Origin of the sequence: Geobacter sp. (assembly GCF_027327745.1) — a bacterium.
Lineage (GTDB): Bacteria > Desulfobacterota > Desulfuromonadia > Geobacterales > Geobacteraceae > Geobacter.
The window spans coordinates 35,459-59,185 of the sequence record NZ_DAHVYG010000019.1; the positions used below are offsets into that span (position 1 = coordinate 35,459).

Annotated in this window: 29 protein-coding genes; 26 read left to right on the forward strand and 3 right to left on the reverse strand. The window is 56.2% G+C overall.

The annotated features are described in order from the left end of the window. Nucleotides 1-19 precede the first annotated feature (19 nt). The 12 genes from M6689_RS03455 to M6689_RS03510 all read left to right on the forward strand — a co-directional run bounded on the left by M6689_RS03455 (nt 20) and on the right by M6689_RS03510 (nt 13,706). Nucleotides 20-1,495, forward strand: a complete 1,476-nt coding sequence (locus M6689_RS03455; protein ID WP_298267855.1) for an oligosaccharide flippase family protein — start codon at nt 20-22, stop codon at nt 1,493-1,495. Next, nucleotides 1,492-2,844: a cobalamin-dependent protein gene (locus M6689_RS03460; RefSeq protein ID WP_298267857.1), complete on the forward strand. Its 1,353-nt coding sequence runs from the start codon at nt 1,492-1,494 to the stop codon at nt 2,842-2,844. The genes M6689_RS03455 and M6689_RS03460 overlap by 4 nt, the downstream gene beginning before the upstream one ends. Before the next feature lie 73 nt (nt 2,845-2,917). Further along, nucleotides 2,918-3,988: an acyltransferase gene (locus M6689_RS03465; protein ID WP_298267859.1), complete on the forward strand. Its 1,071-nt coding sequence runs from the start codon at nt 2,918-2,920 to the stop codon at nt 3,986-3,988. Nucleotides 3,989-4,049: 61 nt separating this feature from the next. Continuing rightward, nucleotides 4,050-4,892 (forward strand): glycosyltransferase family 2 protein, encoded by an 843-nt coding sequence (locus tag M6689_RS03470; protein ID WP_298267861.1) that lies wholly within the window; start codon nt 4,050-4,052, stop codon nt 4,890-4,892. A 34-nt stretch (nt 4,893-4,926) separates the two neighbouring features. Continuing rightward, on the forward strand, nt 4,927-5,694 hold the full coding sequence (locus M6689_RS03475; protein ID WP_298267863.1) for a class I SAM-dependent methyltransferase: 768 nt from the start codon (nt 4,927-4,929) through the stop codon (nt 5,692-5,694). 8 nt (nt 5,695-5,702) lie between these two features. Further along, nucleotides 5,703-6,617: a glycosyltransferase family 2 protein gene (locus tag M6689_RS03480; RefSeq protein WP_298267865.1), complete on the forward strand. Its 915-nt coding sequence runs from the start codon at nt 5,703-5,705 to the stop codon at nt 6,615-6,617. Beyond that, complete coding sequence (locus M6689_RS03485) at nt 6,614-7,699, forward strand: glycosyltransferase family 4 protein (RefSeq protein WP_298267867.1); 1,086 nt, start codon at nt 6,614-6,616, stop codon at nt 7,697-7,699. Before M6689_RS03480 ends, M6689_RS03485 begins: the two co-directional genes overlap by 4 nt. A gap of 27 nt (nt 7,700-7,726) precedes the next feature. Further along, nucleotides 7,727-8,482: a methyltransferase domain-containing protein gene (locus M6689_RS03490; protein WP_298267870.1), complete on the forward strand. Its 756-nt coding sequence runs from the start codon at nt 7,727-7,729 to the stop codon at nt 8,480-8,482. A gap of 15 nt (nt 8,483-8,497) precedes the next feature. Further along, nucleotides 8,498-9,364: a glycosyltransferase family 2 protein gene (locus tag M6689_RS03495; RefSeq protein WP_298267873.1), complete on the forward strand. Its 867-nt coding sequence runs from the start codon at nt 8,498-8,500 to the stop codon at nt 9,362-9,364. Nucleotides 9,365-9,370: 6 nt separating this feature from the next. After that, nucleotides 9,371-10,567, forward strand: coding sequence for a glycosyltransferase family 4 protein (locus M6689_RS03500; protein ID WP_298267876.1), 1,197 nt, complete (start codon nt 9,371-9,373; stop codon nt 10,565-10,567). Next, the gene (locus tag M6689_RS03505) at nt 10,564-12,984 is read left to right on the forward strand and encodes a hypothetical protein (RefSeq protein ID WP_298267879.1); all 2,421 of its coding nucleotides are present in this window, start codon (nt 10,564-10,566) and stop codon (nt 12,982-12,984) included. The genes M6689_RS03500 and M6689_RS03505 overlap by 4 nt, the downstream gene beginning before the upstream one ends. Further along, complete coding sequence (locus tag M6689_RS03510; protein WP_298267882.1) at nt 12,981-13,706, forward strand: tRNA1(Val) (adenine(37)-N6)-methyltransferase; 726 nt, start codon at nt 12,981-12,983, stop codon at nt 13,704-13,706. The genes M6689_RS03505 and M6689_RS03510 overlap by 4 nt, the downstream gene beginning before the upstream one ends. Before the next feature lie 27 nt (nt 13,707-13,733). Here M6689_RS03510 and M6689_RS03515 read toward each other — a convergent pair whose 3' ends face one another. Together M6689_RS03515 and M6689_RS03520 are read right to left on the reverse strand one after the other, a co-directional pair. After that, nucleotides 13,734-14,195 carry a DUF721 domain-containing protein gene (locus M6689_RS03515; RefSeq protein ID WP_298267885.1) on the reverse strand — a complete coding sequence of 154 codons (462 nt, stop codon included), beginning with the start codon at nt 14,193-14,195 and terminating at the stop codon, nt 13,734-13,736. Nucleotides 14,196-14,208: 13 nt separating this feature from the next. After that, nucleotides 14,209-14,466, reverse strand: coding sequence for a hypothetical protein (locus M6689_RS03520; protein WP_298267887.1), 258 nt, complete (start codon nt 14,464-14,466; stop codon nt 14,209-14,211). Nucleotides 14,467-14,579: 113 nt separating this feature from the next. On the opposite strand from M6689_RS03520, the gene M6689_RS03525 reads away from it, so the two are divergent. The 14 genes from M6689_RS03525 to rsmI all read left to right on the forward strand — a co-directional run bounded on the left by M6689_RS03525 (nt 14,580) and on the right by rsmI (nt 23,507). Then, nucleotides 14,580-14,861 carry a DUF3343 domain-containing protein gene (locus M6689_RS03525; RefSeq protein ID WP_298267890.1) on the forward strand — a complete coding sequence of 94 codons (282 nt, stop codon included), beginning with the start codon at nt 14,580-14,582 and terminating at the stop codon, nt 14,859-14,861. Nucleotides 14,862-14,878: 17 nt separating this feature from the next. Next, the gene (yedF, locus tag M6689_RS03530; RefSeq protein WP_298267892.1) at nt 14,879-15,463 is read left to right on the forward strand and encodes a sulfurtransferase-like selenium metabolism protein YedF; all 585 of its coding nucleotides are present in this window, start codon (nt 14,879-14,881) and stop codon (nt 15,461-15,463) included. Between the two features lie 151 nt (nt 15,464-15,614). Next, entirely contained in the window at nt 15,615-16,973 is a 1,359-nt protein-coding gene (gene ffh / locus M6689_RS03535) for a signal recognition particle protein (RefSeq protein WP_298267894.1), read from the forward strand. 56 nt (nt 16,974-17,029) lie between these two features. After that, entirely contained in the window at nt 17,030-17,296 is a 267-nt protein-coding gene (rpsP, locus tag M6689_RS03540) for a 30S ribosomal protein S16 (protein ID WP_298267897.1), read from the forward strand. Between the two features lie 52 nt (nt 17,297-17,348). Further along, nucleotides 17,349-17,579, forward strand: a complete 231-nt coding sequence (locus M6689_RS03545) for a KH domain-containing protein (protein ID WP_039743944.1) — start codon at nt 17,349-17,351, stop codon at nt 17,577-17,579. Continuing rightward, nucleotides 17,579-18,100 carry a ribosome maturation factor RimM gene (gene rimM, locus M6689_RS03550; RefSeq protein ID WP_298267902.1) on the forward strand — a complete coding sequence of 174 codons (522 nt, stop codon included), beginning with the start codon at nt 17,579-17,581 and terminating at the stop codon, nt 18,098-18,100. The genes M6689_RS03545 and rimM overlap by 1 nt, the downstream gene beginning before the upstream one ends. Beyond that, a complete protein-coding gene (gene trmD, locus M6689_RS03555; RefSeq protein WP_298267904.1) occupies nt 18,097-18,834 on the forward strand; it encodes a tRNA (guanosine(37)-N1)-methyltransferase TrmD in 738 nt (245 codons plus the stop codon). Before rimM ends, trmD begins: the two co-directional genes overlap by 4 nt. Before the next feature lie 2 nt (nt 18,835-18,836). After that, a complete protein-coding gene (locus M6689_RS03560) occupies nt 18,837-19,427 on the forward strand; it encodes an RNA methyltransferase (protein ID WP_298267908.1) in 591 nt (196 codons plus the stop codon). Between the two features lie 57 nt (nt 19,428-19,484). Further along, nucleotides 19,485-19,841 carry a 50S ribosomal protein L19 gene (rplS, locus tag M6689_RS03565; RefSeq protein WP_298267910.1) on the forward strand — a complete coding sequence of 119 codons (357 nt, stop codon included), beginning with the start codon at nt 19,485-19,487 and terminating at the stop codon, nt 19,839-19,841. A 53-nt stretch (nt 19,842-19,894) separates the two neighbouring features. Continuing rightward, on the forward strand, nt 19,895-20,560 hold the full coding sequence (locus tag M6689_RS03570; RefSeq protein ID WP_298267913.1) for a ribonuclease HII: 666 nt from the start codon (nt 19,895-19,897) through the stop codon (nt 20,558-20,560). Further along, nucleotides 20,535-20,918: a YraN family protein gene (locus M6689_RS03575; RefSeq protein ID WP_298267916.1), complete on the forward strand. Its 384-nt coding sequence runs from the start codon at nt 20,535-20,537 to the stop codon at nt 20,916-20,918. The genes M6689_RS03570 and M6689_RS03575 overlap by 26 nt, the downstream gene beginning before the upstream one ends. 65 nt (nt 20,919-20,983) lie before the next feature. After that, a complete protein-coding gene (locus tag M6689_RS03580; RefSeq protein ID WP_298267919.1) occupies nt 20,984-21,835 on the forward strand; it encodes a nitrilase-related carbon-nitrogen hydrolase in 852 nt (283 codons plus the stop codon). Beyond that, entirely contained in the window at nt 21,835-22,653 is an 819-nt protein-coding gene (locus M6689_RS03585; RefSeq protein ID WP_298267922.1) for an NAD+ synthase, read from the forward strand. The genes M6689_RS03580 and M6689_RS03585 overlap by 1 nt, the downstream gene beginning before the upstream one ends. Then, nucleotides 22,650-23,507 carry a 16S rRNA (cytidine(1402)-2'-O)-methyltransferase gene (gene rsmI, locus M6689_RS03590; protein WP_298267925.1) on the forward strand — a complete coding sequence of 286 codons (858 nt, stop codon included), beginning with the start codon at nt 22,650-22,652 and terminating at the stop codon, nt 23,505-23,507. The genes M6689_RS03585 and rsmI overlap by 4 nt, the downstream gene beginning before the upstream one ends. Nucleotides 23,508-23,509: 2 nt before the next feature. Here the strand turns inward: rsmI and M6689_RS03595 are convergent. After that, a partial coding sequence (locus tag M6689_RS03595; protein WP_298267928.1) for a hypothetical protein occupies nt 23,510-23,727 on the reverse strand: 218 nt, incomplete at its 5' end.

Consider the following 23,727-nt stretch of genomic DNA (forward strand, 5'->3'; position numbering starts at 1 on the left):
CAATTTTAAAGGAGACTTCTTGGAAGACACTGGCACCCATGCAGAGCTGAAAAAGAAATCGCTTTCTGGTATCTATGCGCTCATGGTGAGGCAGGTATTCGTCAAAGCGATTTTTTTTGCAGGCAATATCATCCTTGCCAGAATTTTGGTTCCTGAAGTGTTCGGCATATATGCGATCGTGAATTTTGTCATACAATTTTTTTCCACCTTCGGCGATGTTGGCATTGGGGCCGCGTTGATTCAGAAGAAAGGGGAATTGACTCGAGAGGAGCTTTCCACCACCTTCTGGCTTCAACAGATCCTGGCCTGTTTTGTTGCGGGTATAGCGATATTTGCGGCTCCTTTGGCGCTAAAGGTCTATCCATCGCTGCCAACGGTGGGAGTATGGTTGATACGGGCAATGGCGGCCAGCTTTCTATTTTCGTCCTTAAAGACCATCCCTGCGATTCTCATGGAGCGTAATATAGATTTTAATCGTATTGCCTGGGTAGATGTTGGGGAAAACCTGGTCTTTCAATTAGTGGCCATCTCTTGCGGTTTGATGGGGTTTGCGGCATGGAGCTTTGTCTTTGCTGCAATTACTCGGTCATTGTGTGGAGCAGTGCTGATTTATGCATTGTCACCGTGGCGTCCAAGTTTTCACTGCCGCATAGGTACGGTAAAGGATTTGGTAAAATTCGGTCTTCCTTACCAAGGAAACCAGATACTGAGTTTTGTCAAGGATGCGGTTACCCCGCTATTTGTGGGAGCCTTTGCGGGGGCTGCGGCGGTGGGATATGTGAACTGGGCGAGAAATTTCGCCTTCACACCGCTTATGATCTCTGAAGGTTTCGGCCGGGTGGCGTTCCCGGCGTTTTCGCGGCTTCAGGATAACAAGGTGCTTTTGACGAGAACGATTGAACGATCCATTCGGATGATGACGGTGGTCATGTTTCCTGTTACCGCAATCATGTTCGCACTGGGGGCAGAGATAACGCACGTGGTGTTCACTGATAAGTGGATGCCGGGCATGGCAGCTTTTTATTTTTATTGCACCTCTCCGCTTCTCATTGGAGTTATGCTCCCTATGTACAGTGCCATTTTATCCCTTGGAAGATCTGATCTGTTACTGAAGATGACGGCGGGCCTCATCATCCTGGAGTGGAGTCTGGGCGTTCCTTTCGTGCTGAAATTCGGTTTTAACGGGATATCGTTTAGCCAGCCGATCATCGTGGCAATATTCTATTTCGTATACAAACATCTGCTGACAACGGAAGGGGTGAGACTAACTCTGTTTTGCAACGTCAGGTCCCAGCTCGCTGCTGCCTTGGTGTCAGCAGTTACGGTCAAGGCGACGGCTTCGACTATTAATGCCAGCGTGGCGGTCTTGTTCCTGTTGCTGGTGGCAGGCTTCTTCGTGTATGCGATACTGCTTTTTCTCCTTAATAAGGGGATAGTGAATGAGTTCCGCGAATACCTGGCCAAAATGCTGGGCAAGGGTGTGGAGAGAGTATGAAGAGAGTGTTGCTCGTCAATCCCTTTGGGACGGAGCAGGGGGGGTTTTCCAACCCTCCCCTGGGGCTCCTCTATATAGCAGGGACATTGCTGAAGCATGGTTTCGACGTGAGGGTCGTGGACGGCTGCCTCGTGGGGGAGGAAGGGGTTGAAACAGCGCTTGCTGAATTTCGGCCAGAGCTTGTGGGGATAACTTGTCTTACACCCGGACGCAAGAAGGCCCTGCGAGTCGCACAGATGGCCAAGGAACTCGATCGGAACATAGTGGTTGTTATGGGGGGTGCTCATCCAACAATCATGCACAAGCAGATCATGGAGCATTACCCTTTTGTTGATTTCGTTGTCCTTGGGGAAGGTGAAGATACCTGTCTTGAGATAGCGCAGGGAAAAGACCCGGCTCTGATAAACGGATTGGTTTACAGAGACGGGGAGAAAGTGGTGAAAAATCCACCGCGGAAATATGCTGAAAACCTCGATGACCTTCCATTTCCGGCGTGGCATCTCGTTGATCTGAAAAAGTATCCTGCGTGTGGCGAAGGGATGTTCCGGGGGATAGATCTAGCGCGCGAAACGCGCGTGTCGGTGGTTTTTTCACGGGGGTGCCCGGGTCATTGTGATTTTTGTTCCACCTGGTGGATTTGGAAGGGCTGGCGCCATCGGTCAGCTCGCAACATGGCCGATGAACTTGAATGGCTCTGGAGGGATTTGGGAGTTCGTCATTTTTGCTTTGCCGATGATGCTATGACGGTTGATCGCCAGGCAACACTGGAACTTTGTGACGAAATAATTGCCAGGAAGCTCGACATCGCATTTTTTGCAACCACGAGAACTGACTGCGTGGATGAGGAGCTCCTCTTGAAAATGAAGGAGGCCGGCTGCTATAACATATCTTTTGGTATCGAAACTGGATCTGCTCGGCTCTTGAAACAGATGGGGAAGGAAAACGACATTGCCAGGTCGGAAGAGGCCATTACCATTTGCAAGAGAATAGGGCTGCGAGTAACAGCCCTCTTGATAATCGGGAACGTGGGAGAGACTGAAGAGACTCTCCGGGAGACCGTTGCGTTCCTGAAAAGAACGCAACCTGATGAGATTGGCTGTGTTGGTGGATTGTGGGTTCTTCCCGGAACAAAGCTTTACCAGCAGTGCCGGCGCCGGGGGATCATCGACGATGATTTCTGGCTCACTGACGAACCGTATATGATTTACACGCAGGAGTATTCCCTTGATGAACTTGCCCGGATGCAGCAACGGGTGACGAATTACCGGCCGATTTGGAAAAAAGTGGTTAGCAGAATCCGGAAACTGTCTGCCAGCCACAAAAACCGGCCGCACCAAGGCCATAACTGAGCGTATCAATCGCTTCCTGCGTCCTCACTAACTTGGCGTTCTTTTAGATCTAGTTTTACAAGGCTGGGATTTTATGAAGTATTCAAGAGCTCTCGATGGCCTTCGTGGCATCGCCATTCTGACGGTATGCTTCTTTCATTGGGGACTACCCTGGATTCCCGGAGGTTTCTTCGGGGTCGATATCTTCTTTGTGGTCAGCGGCTACCTGATAACGTCCATACTGCTCCAGGAACTCCGTACGACCAGCAACATCAACTTCCGCGATTTCTATCTGCGTCGTATCCTCCGGCTCTTTCCGGCCCTTTGTTTCATGCTGCTGCTGTATGGCCTCCTTGCCACCTTTGTTGCTGTAAATCCTGCGCGTCACTATCTTGATATCTTGATTGTATTTTTCTACATGGCCAACTGGGCCAGAGCCCTCGATTTCGGTCATCCGATGGAAATGGGACACACGTGGTCGCTTTCGATCGAGGAACAATTTTACCTCGTGTGGCCCTTCATAATGTATCGTTCCGTTCGAAAGCTTGGGCCGAAAGGCCTTTTTGCGGTTACACTTTTCCTGGCAGCTGGCTCGACATTGGAGCGGGTTGTACTTCTGCCCATCGCCTCGGTTGATCGCCTTTACAATGGGTTCGATACGAGAATGGATACCCTTCTGTATGGGTGCATTCTGGCGATCGTGTTGCACTTTCGTCCCAATTGGTCATTGCCCCCCAAGCTCTGCCGGATACTCCTTCCTGCCATTGGTTGGGGGGGCATAATGTGTTCGCTGGGTTTGGGTCATGTGTATGATCCGTTCACGTATTTCTATGGGATACTCCTTGTTGCGATCTTTTCCATGGCGCTCGTCGTATCCGCTGTATCGACGTGGGCGCCCAGAACGCAGGCAGTTCTTTCTTCCCCGGTTTTCGTGTGGTTCGGAAAAAGGTCTTATGGTCTTTACCTCTGGCATTACACCATCAATATGCTCCTCAAGATCGAGCACCACGGCATTGGGAGAACCTTGCTTTCTGCCGGCATTGCTCTGGTAATGACGGAGGTTTCGTACCGATGTGTCGAACGGCCCTTCCTCGCGCTGAAAAGGAAGTTCGGCGCAACCGCATCCGCCGATGTTCCCGCTGTGGCACACGGAATTGCTCGGTGACAGAATAGCCGGTCATGACCGTGGAAATGACCGGCCACATATTGGGAAAACGAGAAGTGTCATGGCAAAGATAGCGGCAGTTATAAATACCAGGAATGAAGAGACAAATATTGCGTATTGTCTCGAATCAGTCAAATGGTGCGACGAGATTGTCGTCGTCGATATGGAAAGTGAAGACAGGACCGTTCAGATTGCACAACAATACACCGACAGGGTTTTTAACCACGACAGGATCCTCGCGTTCGATGCCGCCCGTAAATTTGCCGTGGAACGGGCGCAGTGCGAATGGATACTGCTGGTCGATGCCGATGAGTTGATACCGAGAACTCTGGCTGAGCGGCTTAAGGAGGTCTGCCGAACCGATGAAGCCGACGCAGTGTTCATGCCATTCATGAATTACCTTTTCGGTAAAAGGAATCGCCACACGGGCTGGTGGCCCGACTACCACTGTCGTTTTTTCAAGAAAGAGGTCATGTCGTTCAGTGAGAAGATCCATGCCTACCAACGTCTGCGGGACGACGCACGCACCATTACTCTCCCCGCCGAAGAACGTTACGCAGTGCAACACTTTGCCTACCGTGACGCGGAGCAGTTCATAGCGAAGCTCAACCGTTACACCTCAATCGAGGCCAGTGCATACTTTGCCAAAGGCGTGACATTCTCCCGTACGAAGTTGCTCAAAGGTTTTATTGGAGAATTTCTCACCCGTTACGTCGGGATGAAGGGATACCGGGACGGCATCAGGGGCCTTTTTGTGAGCCTGTTGATGGGGACGTACCGGATGGTTTCCTACATAAAGCTTTGGGAACTCTACGAGTACCGCGATGCTTCGGTTTCCGACCTGTATAACGGGTACAAGAGCGCCATCATTGATGAATACCGGAATACTCTCTCCAGGGATTGATTTCATCTACTCAGACCACTGAGGATTTTTAAATATGCTGACCAAGTTGAAAGCGGGAGTGCTCAAGTGGCTCGAGAAAACGTTTTTCAGCGGCCGCGCTGGGATTGAGAATGCCGATGAGGCGTTGCGATACCTCCCCATTTCAGACGAAATCCTTGCAGATGCTTCAAATATGCCGCGAATCCTTGAAGTTGGCTCCGGCATCAAAGGGATAACCCCGTACATCCCGTTTAGAATAACCGGGGTGGATGTTGCCTTCAACGGTCAGGTGGCCGAGAATCTGGAGCCGGTCTGTCTGTCGGGAACGAGTCTCCCCTTTCCCGACGACTCTTTCGATTACGTAATTTCGGTGGACATGCTCGAACATGTTTCTGCAGAGGAGCGATGCGGGGTTGTCTCAGAACTGGTCCGGGTCGCTGTCAGGAAGGTGTTTCTTGCGGTTCCTTGCGGTTCGGGTGCAGAGGCTCAGGACAGAGTACTGGACGCACTGTATCTGAGCGAAAAGGGGGAGCGGGATCGGTTCCTGGCGGAACATGTGGAGAACGGACTGCCGACAGAGAAAGAGCTCGAGCGCTGTTTGCGTACGGCGTCAGAGCGAACGGGCAGAAAGACAACAATCAGAGTCGTCCCCAATGTGAATCTTAGGGTGCGTGGTTTCTTCATGCGTCTGTGGATAAAGGGCCGACCGGCAAAGTTATATCTATGGCTGTCCCCATTTTTCTGCCTTATCCGACGCTTCTTGAATACTGGGGAGTGTTATCGGCAAATATTTATCCTGGACTTTGGGGCCGGCGACAAGTGAGATCCGGTTTGACAACCTCAGTCTACATCATTGTCGTAAATTGGAACAATTGGAAGGATACAGTCGAATGTGTCGAATCCTGCCGGCGACTGGCGTATCCCGAGGTGCGTCTCCTCGTTGTCGATAACGGTTCGACCGACGACTCTGTAGAAAAACTGCGTCGGCGCTTTCCCGACCTCGAATTGATCCTGACAGGAATGAACCTCGGTTTTGCTGGGGGCAACAACGTCGGAATCCGTTACGCGTTGGAACATGGTGCCGATTACATATGGTTGCTGAATAATGACGCGATTGTCGACCCAAACGCTCTTACTGCTTTGGTATGTGTGGCGGAAGAAAACGAACTGGTTGGCATGGTGGGGAGTAAAATCCCCTTCTTTGAAAAGCCGCATCTCCTCTGGTACGCAGGTGCGGTGCTCGACACAGAAAAGCCTTACCGCTCCGGACACCGGGGTCTTGGAGAAGAGGATCGGGGTCAGTACGATGTGCCAGAACAAACCGGCTATGTCACTGGTTGCAGTCTTCTCGTCCGGCGGCAGGTTGTGGAAGAGATTGGTCTGCTGGATGAAGGACTATTCCTCTATTTCGAGGATTCTGATTGGTGTGCCCGCGCGAGGCGGGCGGGCTGGAAGCTGTTCTACGCGCCCCAATCGGTGGTGCTGCACAAGGTCTCATCAAGCATCGGCGGCGCTGGATCACCCTTCATGAGATACTATCTTGCACGCAACCTTCTTTACTTCGTGGCCAAGAACTATCCTGGCACGTTGTTCCGTACGGTTCTGTTTGATGTTTACGCCAATGTTCTTGTCCCCATAAAGAAAGGTAAGTTCTCTTCTGCGCTCTGGGCCATTCGCGGCATGCGGGATTTTTTCCTGAAGCGGAAAGGAATGGCGCCACTTCTGCGGCCGCGGAGTGCGTCATGAAGGTCACGTTTCTCCTCCCGGGCAGCTCTCCTTTTCCCTCAGGTGGGGTCAAGGTCGTGTACGAGCACGCCAACAGGTTCGTTGATCGAGGACATGCCGTTTCTGTGGTCCATGCAGCGTTTGTAGAAAAAGGCAACTTCAGGCTGCGGGCACGTGGCGTTGCCAGTTACTTTCTGAACACGGTGGGAGTCTTGCACTGGCGGCCCGACCGTTGGTTCAGAATAGACGAACGAGTCGCCATGGGCTGGGTGCCGAGTCTTGCGCCCCAATGGATTTCGGCTGGAGATGCGGTCGTTGCGACATCCTGGCAAACGGCCGAGTGGGTTCGTGACTATCCGCAGGTCAAAGGACGAAAATTTTATTTTGTGCAGGACTACGAGCGCTATATGGAGGCTGGTCCCGATTTGCGCACTCGGATGGCGGCCACCTATAACGCCGGCCTCAAGAACATAGTAATTTCTCCCGCCTGTCGCCAGATGGTCGAATCTCATGGGGGGATGGTGGCCTGCCAAGTGCCAAACGGGCTCGATTTAGGGGTATTGGGCCTGAAGGCCGCTATTGATGCACCGACCCGATGTCTGGTAGGGTTTCCCACTCGGCCCGAGTGGTTCAAAGGGACGAGAGACGCGGTCAAGGCGCTGGAACTTGCGAGATCGCACTTCAATTTCCCTTTTGAGGTCTGGTCGTTCGGCGGTCCCCGCCCCGATTATCTTCCTGCCTGGGTTAACTATTATGAGAGGCCAACCGACAGTGAGTTGGCCGATTTGTATAATCGGACCACCATCTTTGTGGTTCCTTCTCTCTATGAGGGGTGGGGGTTGCCGGGTTCCGAGGCGATGGCCTGCGGGGCGGCGCTTGTTTCCACCGACAATGGCGGCGTGAGGGCCTATGCCGATCATGAAAAGACAGCACTCCTTTCGCCCCCTGGCGAGCCGGAGGCACTCGCCGCCAATATTATGCGGCTGGTGACTGCCCAAGACCTTCGTGCCCGGCTGGCCCAAAGCGGGTATGAAGCCATTCGGCAGTTTACCTGGGAAAATGCGAATGCCGCTCTGGAGAACTGCCTGCTCAAGGGTGGATAGTCTCCACTGCACACACAAGGAACTTTCATGTACATAGCGCTCAAAAGATGGTGGATTAGGCTTTACGCCTCCTATGTCGCGTTCCGGCATCGAAGCATGCTTGCGGTCATCAGGCACGTGGTTGCAGACAAATATCTGCGGGGGGAAGGGATCGAGATCGGTGCTCTCCATAATCCGCTGATCGTGCCGAAGCACGCCAGGGTAAGATATGTTGATAAATGGCCCACTTCCTATCTCAAGGAACATTATCCTGAACTGAGAACTCGCAAACTCGTTCCTGTAGACATAGTTGCCGACGGTGAGACCCTGGATACGGTATGCGACGCATCACTGGATTTCGTCATAGCGAACCATTTCATTGAGCATTGCAAGAATTCTCTTAAAACACTGGAACAGATGTTCCGCGTTCTTCGCCCTGGTGGGATTCTGTTTGTTTCGCTTCCGGACAAACGTTTCACATTCGATGTGAACCGGCAAACAACCCAAATTGACCATCTCCTCAAGGATTACGCGGATGGACCGGAGTGGTCGATGCGTGAACATGCGGAGGAGTGGGTCACTAAAGTTCTCGAGGTAAAGGACAGTGCGGAGGCGGAACGACAAGTCAAGCAATTGTCCGAGGCTTTCGACGATACTACCATGCATTTCCATGCGTGGACCCAAGATGAGATACTCGAAATCATTCTCGCGCTGAAACGACAGCTTCGGCTCAATTTCGAAACGGAGCTTTTCTTCAGAAATGGTGATTTCGAGGTGATCTTCGTATTACGCAAGACTGCCTGAACAGGCGCTGAAAACATGAAGCCGAAGAAACCATCTGCCCTATTCCCGCGTACTGCGGCCGTTGTCGTTCTCTATCACCCGGGAGACGATATTTTCGATACCATTGCGTCTTATGCCGGTCAGGTGGATTGTGTAATTGCCGTCGATAACACGGACGAGGCGCCGCTTGGCATGGCAGAAAACATGGCAGGCAGAGGAATTGTCTACTTGCAGAACCATGCCAATTGGGGAGTGGCGAGGGGCTTGAACATCGGCGCCGAAAAAGCCGCTGAACTCAGCTGCAGCTTCCTCCTCACCATGGACCAGGACAGCACTGCCGCACCCGACATGGTCGGGAAGATGCTGGAATGCCTCTCCGGTTTGAAGTGGGAGGAGGTAGGGCTCATCTCCCCTTTTCACGTGACGAGGGCATCGAAGCCCCCGGTGGGGGGAGAACCGTGCAGCGAGGTGATGACCCCCATGACCTCGGGCTGTCTCCTCAGTCTCGCCGCGTACCGGGGGGTGGGACCTTTCCGGGATGATTTCTTCATCGATTTCGTCGATAACGAGTACTGCCTGCGGCTCAGGCGGCATGGCTTCCGGGTGATCCGGGCCAATCAGGCGCATCTTACGCACAATGTCGGTGACATTCGCAAGTACGGTCCCTTCATTGCCACCAACCATTCGCCGCTGCGCCGCTATTACAAGACGCGGAACCGATTCTGGGTTTTTCGGGAATACCTTCGGGATTTCCCCGGCCACTGTCTTTTCGATCTAGTGCGGCTGTCAAAGGAGATCGCTAGCATCGTTCTTTTCGAAGAGGAGAAGGGGGCGAAGCTTCGGATGATGTGGCGGGGATGGCGCGATTTCCGTCAGGGAAGGTTCGGCAGATATGAAGGGTGAGTTGCGATGAAGATTGTCTTCCTTGCACCTTTCGGCATCCGTCCCAAAGGAACGGTGCTTGCCCGGATGGTTCCGCTGGCGGCGGAATTGCAAGCGCTTGGCCACGAGGTAGTGATCGTCGCTCCTCCCTATACGAATCCGGAGGACTCGGGGAAAATCGAGATGGTGCGCGGCGTCACGGTCCGCAACGTGAGGCTCGCCGGCGGTGGCAGGGCGCTCGGGGCACCGGCGATGGCGTGGCGGATGTTCCGGGCAGCGTGCGACGAGCGCCCCGATCTTGTCCATCTCTTCAAGCCGAAGGGGTACGGAGGCCTTGCGGCCATGCTTCATTCTCTCCTTCGGAGGGGAATCCCCCTGTTCGTCGATACGGACGACTGGGAGGGGCGTGGGGGGATGGAGACCCTCCATGATTACTCCTTCCTCGAGCGCCGTGTCTACCGGTTTCAGGAGCAGTGGCTCCCCCGTCGGGCCGCGGGGGTGACCGTGGCAAGCCGGATGCTCGAAACCCTCGTTCGGGAGATGGGGGTGCCGCCGGAGCGGTTACTCTACCTCCCGAACTGCGTGGTGGATGTGCCGGCTGGGGACGGGGAGGCGGTCCGGCGAAAGGTCGGCATCCCGGCCGGGGCGCCGGTGCTCCTCCTCTACACTCGTTTCTTCGAGTTTGATCAGGTGAAGCTGCACACGGTCTTTGCGGAGCTTGCCCGGAGGGTTCCCGGTGTACGCTTCCTCGTGGTGGGGAAGGGGCGGCATCGGGAGGAGGAGCTCCTTGCGGCGGTGGCGGAGAAAAACGGCTTTGCCGATTCTCTCACCGTTGCCGGGTGGGTGGAGCCGAATGAACTTCCCGACTGGCTTGCCGCCGGCGACCTGGCCCTCTATCCCTTCGCCGATACCCTGGTGAACCGGACCAAGTGCCCCGCCAAGCTGACGGAGCTGATGCGCGCCGGGGTGCCGGTGGTGGCCGACCGGGTGGGGGAGATCGCCGAGTATGTCGTCTCCGGTGAATCGGGGGTGCTCTGCAATCCTGACGACTGGCGGGAGATGGCGTTGCGGGCCGCGGAACTCATTGCCACCCCCGATCTTCGGAAAAGAATCGGCGCAGCGGGAAGAGAGCGGGTCATGACTCGCTTCGCCTGGCGGGACGCCGCGGTGCGGCTCAACGGATTTTACTCTGCACAAATCGGGAAAGGTACCTTCACGAGATGACAGAACGGAAAAAGGACCTCGCATACCTCGGGGCGCTGCTGGCGCTTCTGATCCTCTTTTTTACCAAGATCCTCTTCACTGACAAGGTCATCCGGGCCCCGGACATCACCAACGAGTTCTACTGGACGGTGAAGCATTTCAAGGAGATGGGTTTCCTGGACCTGTTCCGGACCCAGCTGCAGGCAAGTTGGGACATGTATACGAACGGCGGAGGGACCGAAGGGGGAGGGACCCTCTCGATGCAGTTCCTCTATTACCGGAGCCTGCTCTTCTGGCTCATTCCGGCCCCCGCCAACGTGGCGTGGTTCATCGTCTTTCATCTTTTCGTCGGGGGGGCGGGGACCTACTTCTGCTGCCGGGCGATCGGCGCGGGACGCTGGGCGGCGTTTCTCGGTGGGGTGATCTTCGCCCTTGCGCCGGAGATCGCCTCCCTCATCAATGCCGGCCATGTGCAGAAGATCGCCACCATCAGCTTCGCCCCGTGGGCATTTTACCTCTTCGAGCGGGGATTCCAGGCGCGACGGGTGATCTGGTTCCTTGCCACCGGTTTTGTCCTCGCCTTCCAGTTCTTCAACATGCACTGGCAGATCGCCTTCTATACCTGTCTCGGGATTGGCGCGTACGGCGTGCTTCGGACGGCGGGGATCCTGTTCCGGGAACGGGAGGGGCGGGGGAGGGCCGCAACACGCCTGATGGGGCTGAACCTGGTGACGATGTTCTTCTTCCTCTCCACGGTTGCCATCTCTCTCATCCCCCTGGCCGACTGGTCCAGGGAGACGACCCGCGGCGTCCAGAGCGGCGCGAACCAGGGACAGGGGGGAATGCAGGTGGAGGAGGCGATGTCGTGGTCGCTGCCGCCGGAGGAACTGGTGACGTTCGTCGTCCCAGGTTTTTTCGGGCTTTCGCGGCAGGAGGGGGCCTACGACAACCCGGCCAACGGCGCCTACTACTGGGGGCGGATGGTCTTTACCCAGACCACGGACTACCTCGGGCTTCTGCCGTGGCTTCTCGCCCCCCTGCCGCTCATCTTCCGCCGCGACCGCTATACCTGGCTTGCGGTGGCGGCCGTGGTGGGGGGGATTCTCTTTTCCTTCGGCAAGTACACGCCGTTTTACTGGTTTCTCTATGAGCACTTCCCGGGAATCAACCACTTCCGGGTCCCCAAGATGATGATGTTCATCCCTGTGCTCGGGATGGCGATTCTTGCCGCCCGGGGACTCGACCTCCTCCTTGATCGCGAGATCCGCGGCCGGCGCGGTTTCCAGCGCTACCTTCTGGGAGTATTCTCCCTGGCCCCCCTGTTGCTTGCGGCGCTTGGGTGCTCGGTTCTCGGCAGGAATTTCTGGATTAACCTCCTCATGCCGCAGATCGCCCAGCCGACCCGGTTCGAGGAAGGTGGGCAGTTGGTCATGCAGCGCTGGCATACCATCGAGAAGGAACTCGGTTTCGCCGCCTTCTTCGCGGTCGCCTACGCCGGGGTGATCGGGGCCGCTGCCCGGCAGTGGCTGTCGAGCAAGGCCGTGCCGTTCGTCCTTGCGGCGCTTTTTCTGGCCGACGTGGGGCGGGTGGATGCCAAGTTCATGCTGCTCCAGGATCCTCCGCAAAGCGTCAAGGGAGTAATCACCCCGGCCATCGACTACCTTTCCCGGAAGTCGAAGGAGTACCGCGTCCTGCCGATGGACGGGAGCGATCCGATGCAGTACGTGAGCCACGGCATTCCGGTCATGTTCACCTCGAACCCGGTACAGGTGCAACGGTGGCAGGATTTCCTCGACGGGTTCAATTTCGCTTCGGCCATGCCGGACATGATGAATGTACGCTATCTCGTGTACGGCGCGGCGCAGTACCAGCAGGAGCGGCCGTCGATTCCTCCCAGGTTCCGGCCGGTGTTCACCTCGCCGGACGGAACGCAGATCGTGCTCGAAAACACGGAGGTTCTCCCCAAGGGGTGGCTGGCCCCCCAGGCGCTACTCGTTGAGCCCCGTCAGGCCCTCGGCATCATCCAGAATCCGGCCTTCAACCCGACACGGCTCGCCCTTGTGGAGGAGCCTCTTCCGTTGCCCCTCGCCCCGCCGACCACCACCGCCGCGCCGTCGGCGGGAACGGTGAAGATTGCCTCCTACGGGGGGGACCGGATCACGGGGGAGGCGGAGGTTGCCGCCAATGCCATGCTCGTTCTCGGGGAGAAGTTCCACAAGGGGTGGCGCGCCACGGTCGACGGGGCTCCGGTCGGGATCCGGCGGGTGGATTACGTCCTGCGGGGAATATGCCTTTCTCCCGGACGGCACCGGTTCGAGTTCGTCTTCGATCCGCTCCCCTTCAAGGTCGGTAAGTATCTGACCCTGGCATCCTTTGCCTTCTTTGCCCTGATGCTCGGCAGGGAGGCCCTGCGCTCAAGGGCGAGGAATGAGGAATGAGGAATGAGGAGACCGTCGACGAGCTGAGGGCCCATGACCTGCGGATCATCCAGCAGCGCCACGGCTACCGATTCTCGCTTGATCCTCTGCTTCTCTGTGCCTTTGCCGGTGGCGGCAGGGCGGAGCGGGTGATCGATCTCGGAACGGGGAGCGGCATCATTCCTCTCGTCCTCGCCCGCCAGGACGCGCAGGCAACCTTCGTCGGTGTCGAGGTGCAGAAGGGGATGGCGGAGCTGGCGGAGCGCAACGTGGCGCTGAACGGGCTTTCGGAACGGATCGGGATCGTGCACGAAGATATTGTCGGGTTGAGAAAACGTTTCCCCGTCTCATCGTTTGATCTCGTCCTCTCCAATCCGCCGTACCGGAAGCGGGGTACCGGGCGGGTAAGCCCCAAGGCAGGACGCGACGAGGCCCGTCACGAATCGACGGCGACCCTTGCCGACTTTCTGGCCGCCGCCAAATACCTCGTGAAACCAACGGGCCGCATCTGTTTCATCTACCATCCGGGCCGGCTTCCGGACCTTTTCGCCGAGGCTGCCGGCCTCAAGCTGACCCCCCTGCGACTGAGGCTTGTTCACGGAACGCGGGATGCAGAGGCGCGGATGGTGCTGGTGGAGTTCGTCAAAGGGCGCAAGGGTGAGCTTCGGGTGTTGCCGCCGCTCATTGTCAGGGGGGATGATTTTACGTATACTGCCGAAGTCGTAGCGGTCCTGGGAGAGTGATAGGGAGCGGTAGCGGTTCGTGGGATGTCATCGGCGCGGGGTAAGGGCAAGGTGTCGGCTCATGAGCCGGGCAAATGCCGCGCGGAGCTCCGGATCTTCGATGGCAGCGGCCTCTGCGGCGACTCGGTCACGCTCGGCGGGGATTAGCTCCCGCAGGGGGAGGGGGGGGGGAGGCTCCGGCGGTCGGGGCGGGTCGACTTTCCCCGTTTTGAGATAGATCTCCTGAACAAGCGGTTCGCCGATGAGAACGTTCAGCCGCTCCGCAATGGTCCGCTTGAGGAAGTTCAGTTCCTGCATCCAGGGTGCGCTGGCAACGGCGACGGTCAGAACCCCGTCTCGGAATGAGATCGGTTGGGCATGGCCCGCAATCTGGGGTCCCACTGCCCCATGCCAGTTGAGCCAGATCCGCCCCTCTCTCAGCCGCTTTTCTGCCGGTTTGCCGTGCAGGGCGTCGGCCAGGAGATCGGCCACCGGGCGGGGACGGGGCATGCGCGGACGTTTCTCACCCATTGCTTTTGCGCCGACGATGGATCAGTCCCCCGACGAGTTGGCCGGCAAAGGCTCCGCCAAGGGTGAGGGGAATGAATTTCCAACTGTACCCCGACTTTACGCGGAGATAGATGATAATCGGGATTGAGATGTGGACGTAAAAGTACCAGCCGAACGTGAACTTCTCATAGCCCTGCCGCAGGTATCCGAACGGGAGGTTGATGGCGAAGGCAAGGAAGATCAGGCCGAGGAGCATCAAAAACGAGTGCATTATTCACCTCTTTCGGCATGTTACGTGATGGGTGGCTCGTTGTCAATCTGCATGTTCCTTGAAAAGAAGTGAGCGGCGTGTACAATTGGAGACTCGTTTCGGAAGGACACGAGATGGTTAGAGATGGCGATTTCGTAGCTATATTCAATTCAATCCACCGGGTGATGAAAGCCGAAAAGGTTCTGAAGGAGCGTTCGCTCCCGATTCTGCTGATCCCGGCACCCCGGGCGCTCCGGGCCGACTGCGGCCTCGCCATCCGTTACGCTGCGGCGGACCGGCAGACGGTCGAGGGGGTTTTGTCGGCGTCGGGGCTTGTGCCCGAAGAGATCTTTGTTCGCGAGGGGGAATCGTATCGCCGGTGTGACGGGCTTGGCGACGGTTCTGCTCAGGCGTGATTGTGACGGGAGAAGGAATGAAGACTATCGATTGCAGGAACATGGCGTGCCCGCTGCCGGTGGTGACGGTCAAGCGCGCGTTGGAGTCATCGGGCGGTGAACCGGTGAGGGTCTTGCTCGACGATGGCCCGCCTCGGGAGAATGTTCGACGTTTTGCGCTTGGGAGAGGGTATGCTGTCGAGGAATCCCCGCTGGCCGAAGGGGTAGCGTTCGTTCTTGGCGGCTCCGCGGCAGGGGAAGGAGAGGCGGCTGGCCGTGGGGCCGGCGGCGGGACGGTTGTACTCGTCACCTCCGACCGCCTGGGTGAGGGGTCCGAAGAGCTGGGGAGGCTCCTCATGAAGAACTTTATCGTCACGCTCCTCGACCTGGTTGCCGTTCCGGACCGTATGCTGTTCGTCAATAGCGGCGTCTTGCTGACGACGGACGGCTCGGAAGTGCTGGAAGCGCTCGACAAGCTCGGCAACCGGGGGGTCGAGGTCCTGTCGTGCGGGGTCTGCCTTGATTTTTACAACCGCAAGGACAAGCTGAAGGCTGGCGCCGTCACCAATATGTTTACCATTGCCGAGAGTCTTCTTGGGGGACAGCCTGTGCTGAAGCTCTGACGGCCCTATGTGTCGATGGCATATTCAGTTTTTGTCTTGACAGGTTTGGTGGCAGCAGTCTATAGTTAACCTCTTTCTCCGTGGACAAGTGCGCGCAAAGCGCAATTAGCGGATCGGCCGGCTAACAGGGCGTAACTGCATAAGAGTTCAGATGTTCGACAACCTTTCCGATAAGCTTGACATACTCTTCAAGAAGCTCCGGGGTCAGGGGGTTATGACCGAGGAGAACATCAAGGAGGCGCTCCGCGAGGTGCGGCTTGTTCTTCTTGAGGCAGATGTAAGCTTCAGGGTTGTCAAGGATTTTGTCGAGCGGGTTCGTGAGCGCGCTGTTGGGGGGCAGGTCCTTCAGAGTCTCGCGCCGGGGCAGCAGGTCATCAAGATCGTGCAGGAAGAACTCGTCACTCTCATGGGAGGGGGCGAGGATAACAGTCTCGATCTTGCGGCCAAGCCGCCGGTCGCCATTATGATGGTTGGACTCCAGGGCGCGGGAAAGACCACGACATGCGGAAAGCTTGCGCGCCTTCTCCGGGCACAGCGCCGGCGCCCCCTTCTGGTTCCCGCGGATGTGTATCGGCCCGCGGCAATCGAGCAGTTGAAGACGCTGGGGCGCCAGCTCGCAATAGAAACCTTTGATTCCCAGGCCAGTCAGGATCCGGTCGATATCTGCCGGGAGGCGATCCGATACGCCTCGCTCAATGGCTTCGACACCGTGATTCTTGATACCGCCGGGCGCCATCAGATCGACGAGTTCTTGATGGGGGAGCTGGTCCGGATTAAGGATTCCGTGGAGCCGCGGGAGATTCTCTTCGTTGCCGACGCCATGACCGGCCAGGAGGCGGTGAATGTCGCCTCCGGTTTCAACGATCGGCTGGAGCTTACGGGGGTCATCCTTACCAAGCTCGACGGTGATGCCAAGGGGGGGGCCGCCCTTTCGATACGGGCTGTAACCGGTAAACCGGTGAAGTTTGTCGGTCTCGGGGAGAAGCTCGATGCTCTGGAGGTTTTTCACCCTGACCGGCTCGTTTCCCGCATTCTCGGGATGGGCGACATCCTGAGCCTGGTCGAGAAAGCCCAGGCAACATTCGACGAGAAAGAAGCTGAGCGGCTTCAGCAAAAGCTCAAGAAAAGCCAGTTCGATCTGGAGGATTTTCGCACCCAGCTTCAGCAGATCAAGAAGATGGGATCGCTTGAGTCGATTCTCGGAATGATTCCCGGCGTCGGCAAGATGATGAAGCAGATGCAGGGGGCGCAGCCGAGCGAGCGGGAATTGAGGAGGATCGAGGCAATTATCGATTCCATGACGCCGGCAGAGCGCGCCAACCATGCAATCATTAACGGCAGCAGAAGGCTGCGGATTGCAAAGGGGAGCGGTACCACGGTGCAGGAGGTCAACCAGCTTCTGAAGCGCTTCACTGAGGCCCAGAAAGTCATGAAGCAGTTGCAGAAGCTCGGGCCTAAAGGTCTCATGCGGGGAATGAAGGGGATGGGGAAAGGGATGTTCCCTTTCTGATATACTTAAACTAAAAGCTGTGCGGCCCAAGGCCGTGAGAACACCAGGAGGAAGAGATGGCTATCAAAATGCGTTTGGCCCGTGCCGGGGCGAAGAAAAAGCCCTTTTACCAGATCGTCGTTGCCGATGTCCGCAGCAGGCGTGATGGCCGGTTCATTGAAAATGTCGGGACCTATGACCCGAATCAAAGTCCGGCAGCCGTGAAATTCGAAGAAACCAAGGCTCTTGACTGGCTCGGCAAGGGTGCTCAGCCGACCGACACCGTCAAGCAGATCCTCAAGAAAGCCGGCCTCTGGGAGAAATTCGTCGCAAAGTCCGCGTAACTGACACCTGTTTCCCGGTCCGCCGGCCATTTCCATTACAGAGGTTACCGACATGAGAGCACTCGTAGAGACCATCGCAAAGGCGCTTGTTGACGACCCGAACCAAGTAAGGGCAACCGAGGAGATGGAAGAGGACACGACGGTCATCAAGCTGACCGTGGCGAAAGAGGACATGGGAAGAATCATCGGGAAAGAGGGGCGGACGGCCAAGGCAATCCGGACCCTCCTGAATGCGGTTTCGACAAAGGACAACAAGAAGGCTGTGCTGAAGATTGTGGAGTAATGTTGCAAGGTAATGACGTGTTGTTGCTTGGGAAGGTTGTCTCCACCCACGGGATCAGGGGGCAGTTGAAAGTGGTCTCCTATTCCGGAGAGCATGAGACCGTTTTGTCGCTTAAGACGGTACTGCTCAAAGGAGCGGACGGACAGGTTGAGGAACTTGAGGTGGCGGCGGCCTCGCCCCATCAGAACAAGGTGCTCCTGACCCTGAAGCGATTTGCGAATATTAACGAGGTGCTTCATCTCGTCGGCCGTGAACTCTATGCACGCCGGGACCAGTTTCCGCCTCTTTCCGAGGGTGAGTATTATTGGTGCGATCTGATCGGTCTCTCAGTGGCATGCGTCGACGGAACCTTTCTCGGAAGTGTGGCAGAGATCATCTCCACCGGCAGCAATGATGTCTATGTGGTTCGTGGGACAGGGCGGGAATACCTGATCCCGGCAGTGGAAGAGATTGTGACCGCTATCGACCTCGCGGCGGGAACGTTGACAGTCAGTCCTCCGGAAGGGCTGTTAGATCTATGAAATTTGATATATTGACTCTCTTCCCGGCGATGTTCGACGGACCTCTCACCGAGAGCATCATCAGGCGGGCCGTGGAAAATGGGTATGTTGACATTCGTCTCCACAATATTCGCGACTACGCGACTGATCGGCATCGCGTCGTGGATGACGCTCCTTACGGGGGAGGGGACGGAATGGTGATGAAGGTCGAACCTCTTGCGGCGTGCATAGAGGCTGCGAAGCGGGATCGGCCCGCAGCAAGAGTAGTCCTGACCACACCGCGGGGGCGGGTGTTCAGGCACGACATTGCACGTGAGCTGAGCCGCGAGTCTGAGTTGATCTTCATCTGTGGCCGTTACGAGGGTGTTGATGAGCGGGTGCGGGAGCTTTTTGTCGATGATGAGCTCTCGATCGGCGATTTTGTCATGACTGGCGGGGAACTGGCAGCCATGGCAATGATCGATGCCATAACGCGGTTCATCCCCGGGGTCCTGGGGTCGGCAGGTTCTGCCGAGTCTGATTCGTTTGCCGATGGGCTGCTTGAGTATCCACAGTATACGCGTCCTGCTGAATTCCGGGGGTTACGGGTGCCTGACGTGCTCCTTTCCGGCAATCATGCTGAAATCTCCCGCTGGCGAAGGCGCAAGTCATTGGAGAAAACGCTACAGACGCGGCCGGATCTTTTGGCGTGGCAGGCATTGGGTCGTGCCGACCGGGAATATCTGGCGGAGTTGAAAAGGGCGTTCTCGCAGTGAGCATGGGGGCGTCCGCATTCGACAATGTGGCTGTTGCACTGGTCCATTACCCGGTGTACGACAAGAACCGGCAGATAGTCGCCACCGCTGTGACCAACCTCGATATCCACGATATCGCCCGAGCTGCCCGGACTTTCGGGCTGTATCGTTACTATATCGTAACCCCTGTTGCCGGCCAGCAGGCGCTGGCAGGGCGAATCGTGAAACATTGGCAGGACGGATGGGGGGCGCGATACAATCCGAAGCGGAAAACTGCCCTTGATCTCGTCAGCATCGTTTCGTCTCTCGACGATGCTTTGGAGGATCTGGAGGCAGTCTTAGGTGCGCCGGCCCGGCTCGTGACGACAGGTGCTCGATCCAGCGCCGAGACGGTGTCATGTGGTCGCCTGTCTAGCCTGGTCAAGGAGCGGGAGCATTCCTACCTGCTAGTCTTCGGTACGGGGTGGGGGTTGGCGGAAGAGATTGCGTCGCGCGCCGATCTGATTCTTGAGCCGATTCGGGGGACGGGCGATTACAATCATCTGTCTGTGCGTTCGGCTGCGGCAATAATTTTTGACAGACTCTTCGGCATGCAGTTGAGTTCGCGCGCTTAGGGATGAGGATACAAAGAACTGCAGAGGTTTCTGTAGATAACGGGAGGATACACGAGTATGAACAAGATTGATGCGATTGAACTGGAGCAGATGAAGAAGAATATTCCCGCGTTCAAGCCTGGCGACACTGTGAAGGTGCATGTGAAGATCGTGGAAGGCGACAAGAGCAGGATCCAGGCTTTTCAAGGGGTGGTGATCAGCCGCCAGAACGGCGGGATCCGCGAATCTTTCACCGTCCGCAAGATATCCAACGGCATCGGCGTAGAAAGGGTTTTCCCGCTTCATTCACCATCTCTCGATGCCGTTGAGGTAATCACCCGCGGCCATGTCCGGCGGGCCAAGCTGTATTATCTGCGGAAACTCCGCGGAAAGGCCGCCCGTATTCGCGAAAGAAAGTATGTTGCTGCTCAGTAGCACAAAGCCCCGCCTTGCGGGGCTTTCTTTTTGGGGTCTGGAGGGACGAGCCGTTGTCACTCTTTGAAGGTGAAGCAAAGCCCGATCTGTGGCAATTTGAGAATCTTGCCGCACGACATGGCTTTCGGGCGGTGGCGGGTGTCGATGAAGCGGGTCGTGGTCCCTTGGCGGGCCCTGTCGTGGCGGCCGCCGTTCTGCTTCCTGCAGATGCTGATTTGGCCGGGATTGATGATTCGAAAAAACTCTCGGCGTCGAAGCGGGATGAACTTTTTGCCCTCATCGCCGAACGTGCTCTGGCAATCGGTGTCGGAATTTCCGATCATTGCGCCATCGACCGGATCAATATACTTCAGGCTACGCTCGCTGCCATGAGGGAGGCGGTAATGAAACTGGCCATGCCCCCAGACTATCTACTTGTCGACGGCATCTCAAGGATCCCCCTGAATATTCCCCAAAGAACCATCAAGAAAGGCGACAGTGCAAGCGTTTCGGTTGCCGCAGCCTCCATTGTCGCCAAGGTGACCCGCGACCGAATGATGGTCGATTACGATCGACAATATCCGGGCTACGGCTTTGCGGCGCACAAGGGATACGGCTCGGCAGACCACCTTGCTGCAGTCGCCTTGCTGGGGCCAAGTCCGATTCATCGTTTGACCTTCCGCGGAGTCCGGGAACATGTACGGGAGGGGGGGTATGACTCCCGGAACGGAAGACTCTAAGCGGGTCCTTGGTTCGATGGGCGAGGATTTGGCGGTTTCTTTTCTCAAGGGTCTCCGTTACCGGATTCTTGAACGGAACTTCCGCTGCAAGGGTGGCGAGATCGACATAGTTGCACAAGACGGAACGACCCTCGTTTTTGTGGAAGTCAAATCGAGACGGACCATGGTTTATGGGCCTCCGCAGCTTGCCGTCACGTCCTTCAAGCAAAGGCAGATATCAAAGGCGGCTCTCACTTGGCTGGCGTCGAGGCGAAGGCTTGATTCGGGTGCCCGCTTCGATGTTGTTGCGATAACATTCCAGCCAACTGGCGAGCCGTATGTGGAACATTTCGTCAACGCATTCGAGTTGAACTACTGAAGGTATCCCTGTTGAAAAGGGGGAGTCCCTGTGTTACCTTAGCGGGAGTTTTGCGGAGGGGGATTGTGGATTTCACCGTTGCACTCGCACAAATAAAGCCAAAGCTTGGATGCCTTGCAGAGAATTGTGAGATGATCTGTTCCGCAGTTGAACGTGGCATCTCCGAGGGGGTCGGTCTGGTAGTATTTCCAGAGCTTGCTCTGTCCGGCTATTTCCTGAGGGATCTTGTGCCCGAGGTGGCGCTTCGCGTCGATTCCCCCCATCTGGCCCGACTGCTGGATCTTTCACGCCATGTAGACATTGCGGTCGGTTTTGTCGAAGCCTCGGCCGATTACCGGTTTTTCAATTCTGCTCTCTACCTTTCCGAAGGAGAGATCCGGCACAGGCATCGCAAGGTTTATCTTCCTACTTACGGCCTGTTCGACGAACAACGCTATTTTGCCCGCGGCGAGAGCCTCCGTGCCTTTGATACGAAGTTTGCCAGAATGGGGTTGCTCATCTGCGAGGACATGTGGCATTTGTCTGCCCCGTATGTTCTCGCCATGGATGGCGCCACGACGCTCATATGTCTCTCGAGTAGCCCCGGCCGTGGCATATCCGAGGATGAGAGCCTCGGCTCCACGGTTGCGTGGCAAAAACTAACTTCCACTACCGCGATGTTTCTGAACAGCCGCATCATTTACTGTAACCGCGTCGGCTACGAGGATGGAGTTAACTTCTGGGGTGGCTCCGAGATCGTTTCCCCTTCGGGGAGTGTTGTCGCTCGGGGGAAGATTTTCGACGAAGATTACCTTGTGGGTGTTCTTGACGAGGGAGCCCTTCGACGGGAACGGATCTTTTCTCCAATGATGCGAGACGAGAGCCTCCCCATTACCATGAATGAGCTCCGCCGCATAGAGAAGGAGAGGAGCAGGTAATGGGCCTCAAGGTGAATACAAAACTCCTGCGGCAGCTGCTCGTTGGCTTCATCCGTGAGGAAGTTTACAAGGTTGGGGTACGAAAGGCCGTTCTTGGGCTCTCCGGTGGCATAGATTCCGCGCTGGTGGCTTTCCTTGCTGCCGAGGCGCTTGGAGCTAGGAACGTTCACGCCTTTGTCATGCCTTACCGGACGAGCAGCCCGGAGAGCGAAGCCCACGCACTTGTCGCTGCCGAACAACTGGGGATACATTGTCAGGTTGTCGAGATTACTTCTATGGTGGAGGCCTACTTCTCACGATACCCCGATGCGGACAATATGCGGCGTGGCAACAAGATGGCCCGCGAACGGATGACGATCCTGTATGACCATTCAGCAGCGCTTTCTGCACTTGTCCTCGGAACCAGCAACAAGACTGAACTTCTCCTGGGGTATGGGACCCTGTTTGGAGATATGGCGAGTGCTCTCAACCCCATAGGGGATATTTACAAAACGCAGGTCTGGCAACTATCTGAGGAAATGGGGGTTCCGCGCGAGATCATTGAAAAACAGCCATCGGCTGATCTCTGGGCAGGCCAGACTGACGAGCAGGAGCTAGGGTTTACGTATCGGGAAGTAGATGAACTCCTCTATCATATGGTTGATTTGCGCATGAGTCACGAGGAGCTTGTATCAAACGGTTTTGATGCGGGCTTTATCAACACGATTTACCGAAAGATTCAGAATTCCCATTTCAAGCGTCGCCTGCCCGTTATTGCCAAAGTTTCCAACCGGACCATTGATCGGGATTTTCGCTATTCACGCGACTGGGGGAAATGAGTACTCCTGGCGTCTTGTATATTGTTGCCACCCCCATTGGCAACCTTGAGGATATGACATTTCGGGCGGTACGTATCCTTGGGGAAGTCGATCTTATCGCGGCTGAAGATACGCGACATACCCGCAAGCTGTTAACCCACTACGGCATATCTAAACCTCTCACCTCGTATTTCGACCACAACAAAATCTTTAAGGGCGGATACATTCTGGACCGGCTGCGTGGCGGATTATCGGTTGCACTGGTCACCGATGCAGGGACTCCGTGTATATCGGATCCTGGTTATCAACTGGTGCGGTCTGCCGTAGACGAAGGGATCGTGGTTGTTCCCATTCCAGGTCCAAGTGCCGCAATTGCAGCACTTTCAGCGTCGGGGTTGCCTACGGACTCGTTTGTCTTTCTTGGATTTCTGCCGAATCGACCTGGAAAGCGCCGAGAGTATATTTCCGCGTTTAGAAAAGAAAAACGTGTGGTCGTTCTGTACGAGGCACCGGTCAGGCTTATGGCAACCCTCGGAGATATCAGAGATTTGCTGGGTGATCGGTCAGTGGTAGTTGCGCGGGAACTCACCAAGCTGCATGAAGAATTCGTTCGAGGTGCAGTTTCTGAGGTTATCGACCTCTTTGTCGCTAGACGGGTACAGGTGCGGGGAGAAGTCGTCATATTGGTTTCACCCGGTAGCGATGAGGTGCAGATCCCAGACGCCGCGCAGACTCAAGCTCTTCTCAGACAATATCTATTTGATGAATCTCTCTCGCTAAAGGATGCGGTGCGCCGAGTTGTCGCGGAGCTCGGTTTGCAACGGAGCGAGGTTTATGCACAAGCACTTCTCCTGAAAGAAAGCCAAAAAGACTGATATTATAAGGTGGGAATGTTGCGGTTTTGGGAGGCAACTTGCCCACTTTTCAGAATTGGAAAACAATAATGCAAAAATGCCTTGACCCTCACGGGACGATTTGTTATAAACACACCTCCCTGACGCAGGAGGGGGAGTTGAGAAGAAAGAGGCGTCCCCTTGAAAAAAACAATTGACAGGGTAATCTGGTTGATGTAGATTGCGAAGTCTGCTGCGAGAG

What these genes read in the sequence shown, in the direction of transcription:
- rpsP (WP_298267897.1), top strand. Translation starts at nt 17,030, where the DNA reads ATGGCTATCAAAATGCGTTTGGCCCGTGCCGGGGCGAAGAAAAAGCCC.
- M6689_RS03490 (WP_298267870.1), top strand. Translation starts at nt 7,727, where the DNA reads ATGTACATAGCGCTCAAAAGATGGTGGATTAGGCTTTACGCCTCCTAT.
- M6689_RS03585 (WP_298267922.1), top strand. Translation starts at nt 21,835, where the DNA reads ATGGGCCTCAAGGTGAATACAAAACTCCTGCGGCAGCTGCTCGTTGGC.
- M6689_RS03510 (WP_298267882.1), top strand. Translation starts at nt 12,981, where the DNA reads ATGAGGAATGAGGAGACCGTCGACGAGCTGAGGGCCCATGACCTGCGG.
- yedF (WP_298267892.1), top strand. Translation starts at nt 14,879, where the DNA reads ATGAAGACTATCGATTGCAGGAACATGGCGTGCCCGCTGCCGGTGGTG.
- M6689_RS03460 (WP_298267857.1), top strand. Translation starts at nt 1,492, where the DNA reads ATGAAGAGAGTGTTGCTCGTCAATCCCTTTGGGACGGAGCAGGGGGGG.
- M6689_RS03520 (WP_298267887.1), bottom strand. Translation starts at nt 14,466, where the DNA reads ATGCACTCGTTTTTGATGCTCCTCGGCCTGATCTTCCTTGCCTTCGCC.
- rimM (WP_298267902.1), top strand. Translation starts at nt 17,579, where the DNA reads ATGTTGCAAGGTAATGACGTGTTGTTGCTTGGGAAGGTTGTCTCCACC.
- M6689_RS03465 (WP_298267859.1), top strand. Translation starts at nt 2,918, where the DNA reads ATGAAGTATTCAAGAGCTCTCGATGGCCTTCGTGGCATCGCCATTCTG.
- ffh (WP_298267894.1), top strand. Translation starts at nt 15,615, where the DNA reads ATGTTCGACAACCTTTCCGATAAGCTTGACATACTCTTCAAGAAGCTC.
- M6689_RS03495 (WP_298267873.1), top strand. Translation starts at nt 8,498, where the DNA reads ATGAAGCCGAAGAAACCATCTGCCCTATTCCCGCGTACTGCGGCCGTT.
- M6689_RS03575 (WP_298267916.1), top strand. Translation starts at nt 20,535, where the DNA reads ATGACTCCCGGAACGGAAGACTCTAAGCGGGTCCTTGGTTCGATGGGC.
- M6689_RS03505 (WP_298267879.1), top strand. Translation starts at nt 10,564, where the DNA reads ATGACAGAACGGAAAAAGGACCTCGCATACCTCGGGGCGCTGCTGGCG.
- M6689_RS03475 (WP_298267863.1), top strand. Translation starts at nt 4,927, where the DNA reads ATGCTGACCAAGTTGAAAGCGGGAGTGCTCAAGTGGCTCGAGAAAACG.
- M6689_RS03525 (WP_298267890.1), top strand. Translation starts at nt 14,580, where the DNA reads ATGGTTAGAGATGGCGATTTCGTAGCTATATTCAATTCAATCCACCGG.
- M6689_RS03515 (WP_298267885.1), bottom strand. Translation starts at nt 14,195, where the DNA reads ATGCCCCGTCCCCGCCCGGTGGCCGATCTCCTGGCCGACGCCCTGCAC.
- M6689_RS03500 (WP_298267876.1), top strand. Translation starts at nt 9,371, where the DNA reads ATGAAGATTGTCTTCCTTGCACCTTTCGGCATCCGTCCCAAAGGAACG.
- M6689_RS03485 (WP_298267867.1), top strand. Translation starts at nt 6,614, where the DNA reads ATGAAGGTCACGTTTCTCCTCCCGGGCAGCTCTCCTTTTCCCTCAGGT.
- M6689_RS03560 (WP_298267908.1), top strand. Translation starts at nt 18,837, where the DNA reads ATGGGGGCGTCCGCATTCGACAATGTGGCTGTTGCACTGGTCCATTAC.
- trmD (WP_298267904.1), top strand. Translation starts at nt 18,097, where the DNA reads ATGAAATTTGATATATTGACTCTCTTCCCGGCGATGTTCGACGGACCT.
- M6689_RS03545 (WP_039743944.1), top strand. Translation starts at nt 17,349, where the DNA reads ATGAGAGCACTCGTAGAGACCATCGCAAAGGCGCTTGTTGACGACCCG.
- rsmI (WP_298267925.1), top strand. Translation starts at nt 22,650, where the DNA reads ATGAGTACTCCTGGCGTCTTGTATATTGTTGCCACCCCCATTGGCAAC.
- M6689_RS03470 (WP_298267861.1), top strand. Translation starts at nt 4,050, where the DNA reads ATGGCAAAGATAGCGGCAGTTATAAATACCAGGAATGAAGAGACAAAT.
- rplS (WP_298267910.1), top strand. Translation starts at nt 19,485, where the DNA reads ATGAACAAGATTGATGCGATTGAACTGGAGCAGATGAAGAAGAATATT.